Origin of the sequence: Streptomyces sp. NBC_01334, from assembly GCF_035983595.1 — a bacterium.
GTDB classification, from domain to species: Bacteria; Actinomycetota; Actinomycetes; order Streptomycetales; family Streptomycetaceae; genus Streptomyces; species Streptomyces coriariae.
The window spans coordinates 26220-40401 of the sequence record NZ_CP130718.1 but is presented as its reverse complement, the minus strand read 5'-3'; the positions used below and the strand labels follow the sequence as shown (position 1 = coordinate 40401).

The window sequence follows — 14182 nt, the reverse complement described above, 5'->3', positions numbered from 1 at the left end:
GGGCTCACCTGGTTGCTGTGTCTGCTGAGGGGTACTTGCGCGGCCGGACACGGCTGCGCGGCGTTGGGCGGATGTTCCTCATGCTCTCGTTATGCCGCCGTCTGCGGCGGTCATGGCTCGTGACGAGGTAGGCAGTCCCCGAGCACGGAGGAACGATGTCGAAGCCCAACCCGATCAAAGCCGCAGCTGAGAAGCTGACCCAAGCGCTGGGCGAGGAGGGCCCCGCCGAAGGCGTGCCCGGTGCACCGTCGCCGGAGCCGGTGCCGGTCGAAGAGCCTGTCGAGCCGCGTGGGCCGCTCCCGCCCAAGGCGGATCAAGGCACCCCCGAGACCGTCAGTCCCACCGGGCAGCCCACCGGCGCGGAACCCACCCGTAAAGCGCAGAGCGGTCCCTACCTGACCACCGCCCAGGGCACCCGGCTCTACGACACCGATCATTCACTCAAGGCGGGTGCCCGCGGGCCGGTTCTTCTGCAGGACCACCACTTGCGCGAGAAGATCATGCACTTCGACCACGAGCGCATCCCCGAGCGCGTGGTCCACGCCCGCGGCGCCGGCGCTCACGGCATCTTCCAGGCTTACGGCACCGCCGAGAACGTCACGCGCGCCGCATTCTTGCGCAAAGACACCGAGACGCCCGTCTTCGTGCGCTTCTCCACCGTGCTGGGATCCCGCGGTTCCGCCGACACGGTCCGTGATACCCGCGGGTTCGCCACCAAGTTCTACACCGAGGAGGGTGTCTTCGACCTTGTCGGCAACAACATCCCGGTCTTCTTCATTCAGGACGCCATCAAGTTCCCCGACGTCATCCACGCCGGCAAGCCGCACCCGGACCGGGAGATCCCGCAGGCCCAGAGCGCCCACGACACCTTCTGGGACTTCGTCTCCTTGCACACCGAGGCCCAGCACCACACCTTGTGGAATATGTCCGACCGGGGGATCCCCCGCTCGTTTCGGACCATGGAGGGCTTCGGTGTCCACACCTTCCGCCTCGTCGACGCGCAGGGTGGCACGACGCTGGTGAAGTTCCACTGGAAACCCAAGCTGGGAGTGCACTCCCTGGTGTGGGAGGAAGCCCAGATCACCAGCGGCGTGGACCCCGACTTCCATCGCCGCGACCTCGCCGACGCGATCGAAACCGGTGCCTACCCGCAGTGGGAGCTGGGCATCCAGGTGTTCCCGGATATCCCGGAACAGACCTTCGAAGGCATCGACCTGCTCGACTCGACGAAGATCGTCCCCGAGGAACTGGCCCCGGTCCAGCCGATCGGCCTGCTGACCCTCGACCGCAACCCGAGCAACTTCTTCGCCGAGACGGAGCAGATCGCCTTCCACGTCGGCCACCTCGTGCCCGGCATCGACGTCACCGACGACCCGCTGCTGGCTGGCAGGCTCTTTTCCTACCTGGACACCCAGATCACACGCTTGGCCGGCCCCAACTTCAACCAGATCCCGATCAACAGGCCGCATTCGCCCGTCAACGACATGCTGCGCGACGGCTTTCACCAGCAGGCCGTCCACACCGGGGTCGCACCCTATAAGCCGAACTCGCTGGACGGCGGCTGCCCCTTCTTCGCCGGAGCAGACAGCGGTGCCTTCATCGAGACACCGGTCGAAGTGCCCGCCGGCCGCAAGGTCCGCGACGCCCCGGCCAGCTTCGCCGACCACTTCAGTCAGCCCCGGCTGTTCTGGCTGAGCATGTCTGCGGTGGAACGCGAGCACATCATCGCCGCCTACACCTTCGAGCTCGGCAAGTGCTGGAGCAACGCCATCAAGGAACGGCAGCTGCGCGCGCTGGCCCATATCGACGCCGAGCTGTGTGCTCGGGTTGCCGAAGGTCTCGGACTGCCCGCCCCGGAAGCCACTCAGGCACTCGCCGATGCGCAGCCGAGCCCCGCCCTGTCCCAGGTCGGCCAGGAGTGGCCTGCCGACGGCCGGATCATCGGCATCGTCACCGACGGCTTGGCCGACGCCGACGGCGTACGGGCCCTGCGCCAGGCCGTGCAGCACGCGGGCATGGTCCCGCTGGTCATTGCCCCGGCCGGAGGGAAGCTCGGCACAGACGGCGACGCGATCACCGTCCAGCGGACCTTTGCCACCGCCCGCTCGGTCGAGTTCGACGCCGTCATCATCGCCGGAACACCCGCCCCGGGCGGCGACTCCTACGGCTCCCGGGACGCCAAGGCCGGCGCACCCGGACCAGACCAGGCGAGGCTCGATGCCCGCCTGCTGCTCCTGGTCGCCGAGGCATTCCGGCACGCCAAGGTCATCGGTGGCTGGGCCGGCGCGCAAGCCGTCCTTCAGGCGGCCGCAGTACCGTCCGATGCCCCTGGAGTCGTGCTTGCCGACAGCGGTGAGGCGGTCTTGACCGCGATGACTCCGCTGCTGGCCCGCCACCGGGTCTGGGACCGTTTCCCCACCGCCGTCTGACCCCCATCCAGTACGGTTCGGGCCCGCCGTCGCCTGGACGGCAGGCCCGAGCCCTCCGAGGCTTGAAGGCTTCAGGCAAGTGCTTCGTTGCGGGGTCGCGAACGCAGGTTGCGCGCCGCAGCCGACGCGCACGACGTACCTACGCTGGAGTGAGCCACCCCCTACCCTTGGTCGCCGCCTGAGGCGACCCGATCGGCTGCGCCCGGGGACCACGGGTGCGGTGTTTCGTACTGGCACTGAGGGGCAGACGGGAGTTCGTGCTTCGGACTGGAGGCGCACGTCCGGCGGGATCCGGGCTGTCGGCTTCCTCCGGTCGCTGGACGCTCTTCCCGCTGTGGCATCCCTGACCAGACCCTTCGCGTCCCGGCCGGACATCACTGCCGGCTGAGCCCGAAGGACCACAGCTCAGGAGCGATCCCGCATGCTGACCAACACGTCGACAGGCCATCCCGGCGCGCCTGAGCCCACCTCTGCCCCGCGGTCGCGGCGCACGCACGACGACAGCCCCGACACCGCCTGCCTGTTCACCCGCCTGTCTCAACTGGGGGAGGGCCCTGGGCGGGAGGCCGTCCGCAACGAGCTGGTCGCGTCCTGGCTGCCGATGGCGCACAGGATCGCCGGCCGTTTCCGGGACCGCGGAGAGTCCATCGAAGACCTGCGCCAAGTGGCCGCACTGGGTTTGGTCAAGGCCGTCGACCGGTTCGACCAGGCCGTCGGGGCCTTCGAGAGCTACGCGGTACCGACCATCACGGGCGAGGTGAAACGGCATTTCCGCGACCTGACGTGGGCCGTCCGCGTGCCACGCCGGGTACAGGAGCTGCGCAACCAGGTCCGGTTGGCCCGCCGCGAACTCATGCAGCACCCCGGCAGCCCCGAACCCACTCTCGCCGCTCTTGCCTCCCACACCGGTCTCACCGAGAAGGAGGTCAAAGCGGGCATGGAGGCGCTGGAGAGCTTCAGCGCCCTCTCCCTGGACGCTGAGCTCACTGCAGACGGCGGCGGAGCCAGCCTCGCGGACACCCTCAGCGTCGCGGAAACCTCCTATGACAGGGTGGTGGACCGCGAGTCGGTGAAAAGGGGATTGCGCCGACTGCCGGAACGGGAGCGGGCCATCCTCTACATGCGCTTCTTCCAGGACATGACGCAGAGCAGCATCGCCGACCGGCTCGGCCTCTCTCAGATGCACGTCTCCCGGCTCATCAGCACCAGCTGCGCCAGTGTCCGCAACGATGCCCTGGCCGACTCCGGCCCCCGCATGACCCCGGCTGCCGCCCGGTCTAAGGAGACCGTCCGATGCTGACGCCTCTGCCCGTGACACTGCGCCGCCTCGTCAAGGACTACGAAGACCGCGCCGCCCATCAGAGCGTCGCCGCAGCCGCCACGTCGAGTGCCAGGCTGCGAGACCTCCCTTACACCCTGTGCGTGCCTACCGGGACGCGAAGTCTACGAGGCATTGCAGGTCGCCCGCACCTGCCTCGACAGCGCCACTGCCCGGCCCGTGCCCGTCGAGTGCTTTCCCGGATCTCCCGGTCCGCCGATGCCCCGGCCCGGCTGTCCGGCTCCGAGCCGCAGACTCCCTCGCGCCGGCGCCGATCCGTCGTGACCAGTGATGCAGCCGCCGCGCACCGGAGCGCCGCAGCGGACCTCCAGTACCCCCGAAGCGAACCGTGGCCAGCCACTGGGGAGCCTCGCGCCTGCCACGAACCCAGCGCGGCCTGGCGTAGGCGCCTGCACACCCGGACGAGAGGTTTGTGATGAGCGAGCGCCCCACCGACAAGCACCCCCAGCCCGACTTCCCGCAGCAGGACCAGGAGTATCCCGGCTGGACCGGCCCGATGGACCCTCCTCCCGACCACGGCGAGGAGACATACGAAGGCAGCGGCCTGCTCGACGGGCGCATCGCCGTCGTCACCGGCGGAGACTCGGGCATCGGCCGCGCCGTGTGCTTGGCCTTCGCCCGCGAAGGCGCTGACGTCCTGTTCACCCACCTTCCGCAGGAGGACAAGGACGCGCGCGAGACCACGCGGCTCGTCGAAGAGGCAGGCAGCAAGGCGATCGCGGTGCCGTGCGACATCCGTGAGGAAGCACAGTGTGACCGGCTGATCGAGCACGCCGTCGCCGAATTTGGACGCATCGACATCCTCGTCAACAACGCCGCCTACCAGATGTCACAGCCCGACGGCATCCAGGCCATCACCACGGAACAGTTCGACCGGGTCATCCGCACCAACCTCTACGGCATGTTCTGGCTGTGCAAGAAGGCCCTGCCCCACATCCCAGCAGGTGGATCGATCATCAACACCACCTCCGTGCAGGCGTACAAGCCCAGTCCTCATCTCCTCGACTACGCCACCACCAAGGGCGCGATCGTCACCTTCACCCAGGGGCTGGCCCAGATGGTGGCGTCCGACGGCATCCGAGTCAACGCCGTGGCTCCCGGCCCTGTGTGGACCCCGTTGATCCCTGCGACGATGCCGGACACCAAGGAGTTCGGTAAGCAAGCACCTCTGGGACGGCCGGCACAACCCGCGGAGATGGCACCTGCCTACGTGTTCCTCGCGTCCGACCGCGCCAGCTTCATCACGGCTGAGATTCTGAATGCCACCGGCGGAACGCCGCTGCCCTGACAGCTGGGTCTGCCGCCACCGGCTGCGGAACCCAGATCAGCCAGGCGGCATGATTGTGATCGCGGAAGGACGGCCGACGCCCTTCCGGGCGCTGAAACCGGGCCCAGCGGACCATGCTCGCGACCAGAGTCGGCGAGCAAGCTTTGCGGGCGGTTGATCGTCCGCTTGACGACTGCGGCGCGCCCTCGCGATCCGCCACGACAAGACCGTCGAGACCTACCGAACAGCCGTCATCCTTCGCTTCTGACGTGGGCGCGAGATCTGACGACAACTCCCGGACGCCAACCGCGCCAAGTACCGCAACGCTGAACCACGGCATGCGAGTTCGAGGTCACGACGCTGCGGCGGTCTCGGCCAGCTTCTGGAATTCGCCGAGGTCGTAGTTGGCCAGTGTCGAGTCCAGATTGGTCAGCGCGCCGACATGCTCGATGAACCCCTCGGGGTCGTACTCGATCTGCAGCGCCACGCGGCTCGTCGTGTCAGTGAGCCGATGGAACGTGACCACGCCCGCGTGGTGAACACCTTCCACGGTGTGCCAGGCGATCCGTTCCTGCGGGATCAGCTCGGTCAGCTCGGCGACGAAGTTCTTGTCGGCGCCGGGCAGTTGCAGCTGCCATGCGAAGCGGCGGTCGTCCAACCTCTCCACCAGGCGTACGTGGCTCAGAAAGGACGGCCACCGGGCCACATCGCTCCACAGTTCCCAGGCGACAGCGACGGGGGCCTCGATATCGACCGTTTCCACGAGGGACGCGGACATGCGGTACCTCTCCTTCGGTTGGTTGGGCGCCTGCCCGACGGTTGCGATGCGGAGCGGATACCCGCGCCGGGGCGGCGCACACGACGCGGATCCGACAGGGCGGCAACAGACGAGAGCAGGCTCGGCATGCCACGCCCATGGCGGACGCCATCAGTCCTGTGCCGGCGCGACCCTCAGCGCTGGCGAGGTGTCCCGCAGGCCTGCGCAATTCTTCGGACCCGGGTGGCTCGAACGACGGTTACCTCGGCACCGGGGGGTACTCGATTCACGTAATGCACACATAAGAGTCAAATCGGAGGTATCGGCATGACGACGCAGCCCCGGTCGGACATGGCAACGCATCCCGACATCCTCGCGATGCGGAATCGACACGAGATGGCCGAGCGTGTCGCGACCACTCCGAGGGCACAGGCCGTCGAGGCCATGGCCCTGATCACAGGCCTCTACCTGGCGGCCTCACCGTGGATCGCGGGTTTCAACGAGTTCTCCACCCTGGCGGTCAACAATCTGATCGTCGGCATCGCATACGCCGTGATCATGAGCGGTGGCTTCGGCCGGGCATACGAGCGGTCGCACAGCATGGCGTGGGCCGCTTGCGCGCTCAGCGTGTGGACGATCTTCGCGCCCTGGGTGGTAGCAGGCGACGTCAGCACCACCAGGACCATCGTCAACAACATCATCGTCGGCGTGATCGCGCTCATGATGGCCCTCATGGCCGCCGCGGCCGCCCGCCCCGTGGACCAGTCCTCCGGCGACCGCTCGTCCCCGCACAGGTGATCGCCCCACCTCACCGTGGCACTCAGTGCTCGGATCCCCGACCAGCGGGACTGTGGCGCATCGGCGGGACACCGCCTTCTTCAAGGCACCTCGGTCGCCGGGCGTAAAGGGGGCGTGCCGACTGCGTTCGGCCGACCCCCTGTACGCCGGAGCCTGTCGATCTCTATGTCGTCAGCTTCCCTTTGACGGTGTCCTGACGGGCTGGAAGGCGTCTGTCGTGAGCTTCTGCGTCACCCGGAAGGGGGCGGCGCCATGCAGCGGCATCCACGCCATGAGGATGCCCCGGGACCAGCCCGGGGAGGGCGCTCAGGTGTTCAGGGCCTGTTCGAAGGTGGCGGCAGGGAATGAGGGCGTCGACAGGCGACAGCTCCAGCAGACGCGACGTACCATGCGGCGCTCGACGGAGAGCCGGTCTGACCCGGTCTGCATGCTTGATGTCGGTCACCGTTTCCTCAGCTGAGCTTGGCTTGCCCCGAATCGGGGCGCGCGTGGACGATTCTGCCCTCACCCCAGTGCGCAAAGCCATGGGGTGAGGACGGCTGACGGACGAGGCAATCCAGCCATCGACGCCCTACACGCCCCCATTTATGTACCCGGCCCGCCGACGGCGGGTGGGCAGCACCATTTGTGTGCCCAGGTACTTGATGTCACCTCGGGACAGCAGCGGGGACGGGGCGCTGGCAGACGGGCCGAGGATGGGCTGGGGCTAACGCTCCGGGAAGCCCCCCGGGGCTCGCAGGAGGAGGGTGGTTGATCCACGCCGAGACACAGGCCTGTTTGCCCTGGCTCTTCGCCTGTGCGTGGCCAGGACTCAGGTAGTCCGGTGCAACGAGTCGGCCCATCGCCGTATCGGTCCGGCCCTGCTCCGGGCCGCTCCTGGTCAAAGCGCTGACAGCAGGGTGGCCATCGTGGTGAGAACTGCGCGGACAGCCAGTGCCAGCGGCGCCGCAACTGGCGGTAGCGGTGCTCGTACTCGGTACGCAGGGACAGGCTTCGCGCCGCGATGCGCTCGAGGTCACGTCGGGCGCGTCGAAGACTGTCGGCAACGTAATGGCTTTCGATCTCCGCGCGCTGTGACGTCGTCAGCCACTCCACATGCGCGGACGCCGTGGGCCTCGGCCTCGGTGATCGCGATGTCGGGATGGTGCAGGTCGAACGCCGGGGACTCGCTGCGGATCCGCGGCAGGGTGAGGAAGTTGTGCCGTGGCGGCGGACAGGAGGTCACCCATTCGAGGGAGCGGCCGTAGCCCCACGGGTCGTCGACGCCGACCGGCTTGCCGTACCGGCTCGTCTTCCACACGTTGTACATGAACGGCAGCATCGACAGGCCGAGGACGAAGGAGCTGATCGTCGAGATCGTGTTCAGGGTGGTGAAACCGTCGACGGCCAGGTAGCCGGCGTAGCGGCGCGGCATGCCCTCGGCGCCCAGCCAGTGCTGGACGAGGAAGGTGCCGTGGAAGCCGACGAACAGCGTCCCGCTGGCCCAACGGCTTGCCGCATGGTCAGGGCATGGACCGGATGACCTTCTCCGCTACCTGTGCAGCGATCTGCTGGCCCACACGGGCCAAAACCTCGGCGACGCCGCCGCCCTCGTCGCCATCGCACGCGCAGGCCCTACCCCCGCCGTACCGCACACACCCTCGCTTTCGTGACGGTGCTGCGCAGCTCCAAGGCAAGCTGCTCGGCGGCGCTCACGCTGGGATGGGTTCCCAGTACCGCGTCCCGGCCCGACCCAACGCATGGCAGAGAACCTCGACGTCTTCGACCGCATGCGCGCATCCGCGCGGCGACAGTGCCTCTGCGAGTCGTCTGTCGCGGGCCAGCCTCCGAAGTCCGACCTCGAGTACGGCTACAGAAAGGCGAATCCCAGGGCGGTCCCCGCGCCGAGCCCGACGACGATGTGGCCGGCCATCACCGCTGCGGCGACCTGTTCGTCTTGTGTGCGCGGGTAGGTCATCCAGTGACCTGGCGATGTGCGGGGAAGGGCCGCGTCGACCTCCCCAGGCGTTGGCGGCCCTTCCCACAACAGGCGCCCGACTACCCCGACGATCGCTGTTCATGCGTGGTACGCCTGCACAGCTGCTGCCAGGTGATCCTGTAATTCTTCGGACATCGGTGCTGCGGCCGCGGATGCTGTGACGCCATCGGCCACCTCCCGCCGTCTCACGTGGACGGCGGTGAGACGGCTACGAGGATTCCCAGGCCTGCTCCGGCCGGCGGCTGAAGCCCCGCGTCGGCACACGGCGGGCCATGACGATCACTCCCGCGGTTCCCCGCAAATCCGATGGCGCGACGCATCTCGGCGTCAGGAATCACCGGACGACGCCTGACCGGCGATTACAGGACAGCCCTCAACGACCGTTTCCCAACTCCCTTTCAGGCAAGGCTGTGCGGCTTCCTGAGCCGCAGTCTCACAGTCCCGTTCCGCGGTGGCACGTCACTGCGCGCATCATGCCGCCTGGGTGAGTTCGGCGCGGCCGAACAGCAGGGCATAGCCGCAGGGGAGCTGGGCGAGGACACGGCTGAGGAGCTCTTCGCCGACGAGCTGAGCCACGACGCGCAGGACGGTGCCGGTGTCCCAGCGGGTGGTGGCCATCGTGCCGCCGGTGCGGGATGCCAGGTCCTTGACGAAACCCCAGCCGGTGAGGGGCTCGGTTGCGGGGATCTCGGAGGTGAAGCTGACGGCTGCCTCGTGTGGCAGCCGGGCCGCGATCTCCACCCGCTCGTCGCCCGTGAGCTGGCGCCCGAGGGCGGACAGCACGGCGTGGACGGACTTCTCGGCCTGTGCGCGGGTGGGGTACGCGCCTTCGTACCGCACTCTTTCCAGCATCTGCTCGAACGTCATGCTCTCGGTGGACCGGCATGGCTTCAGCTGGGAAATCATCGGTGACGCGGTCGCCTTTCTCGTCTGAGGTGATCCTGAGGCGGCGGCCGGGGAGCTCGCCCGCCGGCCGCCGACGTCGGGCGGTCAGGTGAAGGGGTGCCGTTGCCTGGGGTCATACGGGCCGGGAGCAGCCGAACAGCAGGTCGTAGCCCACCGGGAGTTGGAGCAGTACCCGGCGAGTGAGCTCTTCGCCCGCCGCGTCCGAGACCACGCTGAGCACCGCGCTCACGTCCCAGGCCGCGGTCCGTTCGGTGGCTCCCTCGATCCATGCCGCGGTGGCCCGCACGAACCGCTCGGGGGAGAGCGGCTCGTGCGCCTGGAGCGGATTGAGCAGCAGGAGTGCCATTGCCTCCGGTAGCCGCGCCGCCAGTTCCGCCCGTACCTCGCCCACCAAGTGGGCGCCCAGGAGCGCCAGCACCGTGCGGGCCGCCCGCTCGGCTTCCTCGGTGGTCTCGTACCTGCCGCGTTCCTTGACCTGGCCGAGGAACGCCTCCCATCGCATGGCCATCGCTGCTCCCTGGTGTGTAGGGCGTGCCAGTGCAGGAGCACGGGAGACGGCCGCTGCAGATGAGGCCGTCATCCCGTCAACACACCCGGCCGGCGGGGGACTCAGCCGCTGATCTCCCTGTGCGCGGAGCCGCCGCCGATGGCGATCCTGCGTGGCTTGGCGCGCTCCGCGATCGGGATGCGCAGGGTCAGCACCCCAGCGTCGTAGTCCGCCCTGATGTGCTCGGTGTCCAGGGTGTCGGCCAGGACGAGCTGGCGGGAGAAGACACCCAGAGGCCGCTCGGAGAGCTCCATCTGCACGCTGTCCGCCGGGGCGACGGGCCGCCGCTCGGCCTTGACGGTCAGCATGTTCCGCTCGACGTCGATATCGATCGCGTCCGGGGAGACGCCGGGCAGGTCGAGAGCGATCACGTACTCCTCGCCCTCGCGGTAGGCATCCATCGGCACAGCCGACGGCCGCGACCAGGTGCCGGTCGTGTGCAGGAGCTGCTGGGTGAGTCGGTCGAGCTCACGGAACGGGTCGGTGCGCATCAACATCGGGAAAACACCTCCAGTGTTCGGGTCAGCGCTGTGCTGCCAATGCGTTTCACCTGCCATCGTTGTAACATGTCATCCAATGGATGACAAGCAGAGTGTCATCGAAGTGATGACGAGCGTTGGAGGCTCCGTGACGCAAGACGATCAGCCCACCCCCCGCGCCCGCGACCTCACCCCCACGTCCTTCCTCGCCGCCGCAGCCCTGAATACGATGCGCGATGCCCTGCACACCGCTCAGACCTCACGGGACGCCGAGCAGTCCGCACCCGTCCAGACCAGCTCTGAGCAGGCACTCGCCGCTCTCCTGCTGCTCCGCGAAGTGCGCGATCAGCTCGCCGGATGGGAACCGGGCCTGATCGAAGAAGCCCGGGAAGCGGGCACCAGCTGGGCCGACCTCGCCCACCCCCTCGGCGTCTCCAGCCGCCAGGCCGCAGAACGCCGCTACCTGCGCGTACGCCCCGGAAACCCTGGCTCCACCGGAGAGCAGCGCGTACAGGCCACCCGCAACCGCCGCGCCGCCGACCGCACCGTCACGACCTGGGCCCGTGACAATGCCGCAGATCTGCGTCAGCTCGCCGGACAGATCACCGCGCTCACCGACCTCCCCGCCGCCGCCCGCACCCCTCTGGTCAAGCTCACCGCCGCCCTTGCCGACAATGACGCTGCCGCTCTCGTCAGCCCCCTCGTGGGAACCCATGCGTATCTGGCATCCGGCCACCCCGGTCTCGCGGCGCGCGTCGGCGACGTCGCCCGCCATACCGACCGGCTCCGCCGCAACAGCGGCGACCAGCGCCGCGAACCTCGGACGCCACCCGGGCCCTGAGCATGGCCGGGAGGCTGCAAGCCGTTCCTCCGGCGGCCGGCGCACTTGCGCGGCCCGCAGGGCGCCGGGCCCACGCGGCCGCAGGGCGCGCTCTGGTGCCCAGGCGGCGGAGAGCGTCCCTCACGCTTCAAAGCACCCCCGGCTCTGCACACCGAGCGGCCGTGCTGCGGCAGCCCGAGACCGCAACAAGGGATGCGCGCGAATGTGGCCGAGGGGCCTCCTGGCAAACAGGCGGGACCGCTGCCCGCAGTGGGGGCGGAGGGCCTCGGCAGCACAGCCGTGGCGGGCGTGAGCGTTCGCCCGGTGTGCCCCCTGGCGTGAAGGCAGCCTGCGCGGCAGCCCCCGGACGGAGCGGGGGCGGCCGGTGACGTGGGCGGTACTGCGACGGGACCTGCTGGCAGTGAGGCGACGGCATCGAATGCTGGATGAAGCCGATGGGGAGGGCGGCCCCGCTGGCGAGTTCTTCGGCAGCGCGCACGCCGAGGTGTCCGGCAATCTCCACGCCCCCGCGGCGATCCAGCAGGGCGACAGAGGCATTCAGGTCAACGTGTTCCCCGACGGGCCCGAAGACGCCCGGCACCGAGACCGCTGGCTCACCCAGTGCCTGGCGGCCGCCACCGAAACGTCGGGGGAACCCGCCGGGGTCGGGTGCCGCCTGTAAGCGACTGCCAGCTGCTGGCCGGGCGGCGGCAGGAGGGGCCTTGGCCGGGCAGGGTTCGGGCCCCTCACCAGTCTCCGTGGACGCCTGAAGAATTCGGTGCCGTGCCTCGAGCGCAACGCCACCCGGCCCGCGGCGACGGAGAGCAGAGCCCTGAACCCGTCCCACTTGGTTCATGCGCTGTTGAACTGTCCGCGGGAGAGCGCGTCAGGCGGCGAAGGAGGCGAGCAGTTCGTTGTACTGCTTGGCGGCGGTGTTCAGGTCCTCCTCGGAGAGGCCGAAGGCGGTGCCGTACAGCTTGACCATCGGCTGGATGTCGAACTGGCACAGCCGCAGGGTCGCGTGCCAGTTGCTGAGGAGGGTCTCGATGGTGGCCTGGTTCGCGCCTTCGGGGGTGTAGTGGTCGGCGGGGACGCCGGTGGTGACGGCGACGACGGCCTTCTTGCCGGCCAGCTGTGAGGGGGAGCCGTCCATGGTGAAGGCCCAGCCGAGGGTGAAGACCTTGTCCTGCCACTGCTTGAACAGAGGGGTGGTGTTGTACCAGAACACCGGGTGCTGGAAGACGATCACATCGTGCTCCGCGAGCAGCGCCTGCTCGGCGCCGGCGTCGATCTGGAAGTCGGGGTAGGTGGCGTAGAGGTCGTGCACGGTGACATGGGCCAGGTCGCGGACGGCGTCCACGAGCGCCGCGTTGGCCTTCGACTGGGACAGGTCGGGGTGGCCTACGACAAGGAGAACCTTGGACATGATGAGAAGACCTCTTCAGTGATCAGGGATGTGGGTGAACGAATGCGGGTCGGTCTGGTGTGACGGGGGGGGTAGGCGCGGGGAATTGCCAGGCGTCAGCCCTTCTCCCTCCTGCGCGAACTGCGGGGGAGCGGGCTGCGCCGGGAGCGGCGGCGCTGACGGTCAGCGGTCGATGGTGGCCATGTTCGCCTCGTCGTGGCGTTCGCCCGCGGCCGGTGTGAGGCTGTTCAGGCGGTCGAGCTGCGTGGTGGTGAGTTCGATGGCGTCGGCGGCGGTGTTCTCTTCGACGCGTGAGACCCGCCGGGTTCCGGGGATGGGGGCGATGTCGTTGCCGCGGGTCAGCAGCCACGCCAGAGCGGTCTGTGCCGGGGTGGCGCCGATCTCGGCGCCGATGGCCTGCACCTCGTCGACGATGCGCAGGTTGCGCTGGAAGTTCTCGCCGGTGAAGCGCGGGTTGGTCTTGCGCCAGTCGTCGTCGGCGAAGTCGTCGACGGTGCGGATCTGCCCGGTCAGCAGGCCATGGCCGAGCGGGGAGTAGGGCACGAATCCGATACCGAGCTCGCGCAGCAGCGGGAGGATCTCGGCCTCGACGTCGCGGGTCCACAGTGAGTATTCGGTCTGCAGGGCGGCCAGCGGATGCACGGCGTGTGCCCGGCGGATCGTCTCGGGGCCGGCCTCGGAGAGGCCGATGTGGCGGACCTTGCCCTCGGCGACCAGTTCGGCCAGCGCGCCGACCGTCTCTTCGATGGGTGTGTTCGGGTCGACGCGGTGCTGGTAGTAGAGGTCGATGTGGTCGGTGCCGAGCCGCAGGAGCGAGCCTTCGACGGCGGCCTTCACGTTGCCGGCGCTGCTGTCGATGACGCCGGGGCCGCCACCGGAGTGGGAGACGAGACCGAACTTCGTCGCCACGACGACGTCGTCGCGCCGGCCCTTGACGGCCTTGCCGACGATCTTCTCGCTGTGGAAGGGGCCGTAGATCTCGGCGGTGTCGATGTGGGTGACCCCGAGGTCCAGCGCCCGTTGGATGGTGCGGATCGACTCGGCGTCGTCGAGTCCTCCGCCCGTGGTGTAGGTGCCGGCCATGGTCATGGCTCCCAGGCCGATGCGGGAGACATCGAGCCCGCCCAGTGATACGTGCTTCATCAGGTACTCCTTGTCGTGACGGCTGTCAGGCCCGGCCGGTGGTCATGGACTTCGAACGCCAGGACCAGGCGGTGCGCTGCCAGATGGCGGACCCGTGCTTCGGGGTCTGCGCCGCTGGCGCAGGCGCCGTCCCTCAGGCAGCGGGTCAGCTGCTGCAGGCGCACCCGGCGGCGGTGTCCCCTCGGCCGGGGCGCGGTGTGTCGCTCAAGCGCGGGCGTCGTCCCAGGCCGAGCTGCCGACGACACCGACGCCTTGTTCGTTGGTAATGCACATGACTTCGTCCAGGCGGCTGG

Annotated in this window: 13 protein-coding genes and 1 pseudogene; 7 read left to right on the top strand and 7 right to left on the bottom strand. The window is 68.8% G+C overall.

The features are described 5' to 3' along the window. Window positions 1-155: 155 nt before the first annotated feature. From OG736_RS00165 to OG736_RS00155, 4 genes are all read left to right on the top strand, one after another. The gene (locus OG736_RS00165; protein ID WP_327180512.1) at window positions 156-2429 is read left to right on the top strand and encodes a catalase; all 2274 of its coding nucleotides are present in this window, start codon (window positions 156-158) and stop codon (window positions 2427-2429) included. 421 nt (window positions 2430-2850) lie between these two features. Further along, window positions 2851-3729 carry a SigB/SigF/SigG family RNA polymerase sigma factor gene (locus tag OG736_RS00160; RefSeq protein WP_327180511.1) on the top strand — a complete coding sequence of 293 codons (879 nt, stop codon included), beginning with the start codon at window positions 2851-2853 and terminating at the stop codon, window positions 3727-3729. After that, the gene (locus tag OG736_RS47135) at window positions 3723-4184 is read left to right on the top strand and encodes a DUF5133 domain-containing protein (protein ID WP_442816983.1); all 462 of its coding nucleotides are present in this window, start codon (window positions 3723-3725) and stop codon (window positions 4182-4184) included. Before OG736_RS00160 ends, OG736_RS47135 begins: the two co-directional genes overlap by 7 nt. Further along, complete coding sequence (locus OG736_RS00155) at window positions 4184-5056, top strand: SDR family oxidoreductase (RefSeq protein ID WP_327180510.1); 873 nt, start codon at window positions 4184-4186, stop codon at window positions 5054-5056. Before OG736_RS47135 ends, OG736_RS00155 begins: the two co-directional genes overlap by 1 nt. Window positions 5057-5387: 331 nt before the next feature. Here the strand turns inward: OG736_RS00155 and OG736_RS00150 are convergent, their stop codons facing one another. After that, window positions 5388-5813 carry an SRPBCC family protein gene (locus tag OG736_RS00150; protein ID WP_327180509.1) on the bottom strand — a complete coding sequence of 142 codons (426 nt, stop codon included), beginning with the start codon at window positions 5811-5813 and terminating at the stop codon, window positions 5388-5390. Window positions 5814-6119: 306 nt separating this feature from the next. On the opposite strand from OG736_RS00150, the gene OG736_RS00145 reads away from it, so the two are divergent. Continuing rightward, window positions 6120-6590, top strand: a complete 471-nt coding sequence (locus OG736_RS00145; RefSeq protein ID WP_327180508.1) for an SPW repeat protein — start codon at window positions 6120-6122, stop codon at window positions 6588-6590. A gap of 1015 nt (window positions 6591-7605) precedes the next feature. On the opposite strand, the pseudogene OG736_RS00140 reads toward OG736_RS00145, so the two are convergent. The 4 genes and pseudogenes from OG736_RS00140 to OG736_RS00125 form a co-directional block, all read right to left on the bottom strand. After that, window positions 7606-8067: pseudogene (locus tag OG736_RS00140) on the bottom strand (hypothetical protein); the annotation flags it as partial. A gap of 972 nt (window positions 8068-9039) precedes the next feature. Further along, window positions 9040-9435, bottom strand: a complete 396-nt coding sequence (locus tag OG736_RS00135) for a DUF2267 domain-containing protein (protein WP_327180507.1) — start codon at window positions 9433-9435, stop codon at window positions 9040-9042. Window positions 9436-9586: 151 nt separating this feature from the next. Next, complete coding sequence (locus OG736_RS00130) at window positions 9587-9982, bottom strand: DUF2267 domain-containing protein (RefSeq protein ID WP_327180506.1); 396 nt, start codon at window positions 9980-9982, stop codon at window positions 9587-9589. 101 nt (window positions 9983-10083) lie between these two features. Then, on the bottom strand, window positions 10084-10518 hold the full coding sequence (locus tag OG736_RS00125) for an Hsp20/alpha crystallin family protein (RefSeq protein ID WP_327180505.1): 435 nt from the start codon (window positions 10516-10518) through the stop codon (window positions 10084-10086). 109 nt (window positions 10519-10627) lie between these two features. Here OG736_RS00125 and OG736_RS00120 point away from each other — a divergent pair, with 109 nt between their 5' ends. Further along, a complete protein-coding gene (locus OG736_RS00120; RefSeq protein ID WP_442816982.1) occupies window positions 10628-11341 on the top strand; it encodes a type III effector protein in 714 nt (237 codons plus the stop codon). A 418-nt stretch (window positions 11342-11759) separates the two neighbouring features. Next, on the top strand, window positions 11760-12002 hold the full coding sequence (locus tag OG736_RS00115; RefSeq protein ID WP_327180503.1) for a hypothetical protein: 243 nt from the start codon (window positions 11760-11762) through the stop codon (window positions 12000-12002). A gap of 204 nt (window positions 12003-12206) precedes the next feature. On the opposite strand, the gene OG736_RS00110 is transcribed toward OG736_RS00115, so the two are convergent. Beyond that, window positions 12207-12746, bottom strand: coding sequence for an NAD(P)H-dependent oxidoreductase (locus OG736_RS00110; protein ID WP_327180502.1), 540 nt, complete (start codon window positions 12744-12746; stop codon window positions 12207-12209). Window positions 12747-12908: 162 nt separating this feature from the next. Continuing rightward, entirely contained in the window at window positions 12909-13889 is a 981-nt protein-coding gene (locus tag OG736_RS00105) for an aldo/keto reductase (RefSeq protein WP_327180501.1), read from the bottom strand. Window positions 13890-14182 lie beyond the last annotated feature (293 nt).

What these genes read in the sequence shown, in the direction of transcription:
- OG736_RS00120 (WP_442816982.1), top strand. Translation starts at nt 10,628, where the DNA reads ATGACGAGCGTTGGAGGCTCCGTGACGCAAGACGATCAGCCCACCCCC.
- OG736_RS00135 (WP_327180507.1), bottom strand. Translation starts at nt 9,435, where the DNA reads ATGACGTTCGAGCAGATGCTGGAAAGAGTGCGGTACGAAGGCGCGTAC.
- OG736_RS00130 (WP_327180506.1), bottom strand. Translation starts at nt 9,982, where the DNA reads ATGGCCATGCGATGGGAGGCGTTCCTCGGCCAGGTCAAGGAACGCGGC.
- OG736_RS00110 (WP_327180502.1), bottom strand. Translation starts at nt 12,746, where the DNA reads ATGTCCAAGGTTCTCCTTGTCGTAGGCCACCCCGACCTGTCCCAGTCG.
- OG736_RS00165 (WP_327180512.1), top strand. Translation starts at nt 156, where the DNA reads ATGTCGAAGCCCAACCCGATCAAAGCCGCAGCTGAGAAGCTGACCCAA.
- OG736_RS00160 (WP_327180511.1), top strand. Translation starts at nt 2,851, where the DNA reads ATGCTGACCAACACGTCGACAGGCCATCCCGGCGCGCCTGAGCCCACC.
- OG736_RS47135 (WP_442816983.1), top strand. Translation starts at nt 3,723, where the DNA reads ATGCTGACGCCTCTGCCCGTGACACTGCGCCGCCTCGTCAAGGACTAC.
- OG736_RS00155 (WP_327180510.1), top strand. Translation starts at nt 4,184, where the DNA reads ATGAGCGAGCGCCCCACCGACAAGCACCCCCAGCCCGACTTCCCGCAG.
- OG736_RS00145 (WP_327180508.1), top strand. Translation starts at nt 6,120, where the DNA reads ATGACGACGCAGCCCCGGTCGGACATGGCAACGCATCCCGACATCCTC.
- OG736_RS00115 (WP_327180503.1), top strand. Translation starts at nt 11,760, where the DNA reads ATGCTGGATGAAGCCGATGGGGAGGGCGGCCCCGCTGGCGAGTTCTTC.
- OG736_RS00125 (WP_327180505.1), bottom strand. Translation starts at nt 10,518, where the DNA reads ATGTTGATGCGCACCGACCCGTTCCGTGAGCTCGACCGACTCACCCAG.
- OG736_RS00150 (WP_327180509.1), bottom strand. Translation starts at nt 5,813, where the DNA reads ATGTCCGCGTCCCTCGTGGAAACGGTCGATATCGAGGCCCCCGTCGCT.
- OG736_RS00105 (WP_327180501.1), bottom strand. Translation starts at nt 13,889, where the DNA reads ATGAAGCACGTATCACTGGGCGGGCTCGATGTCTCCCGCATCGGCCTG.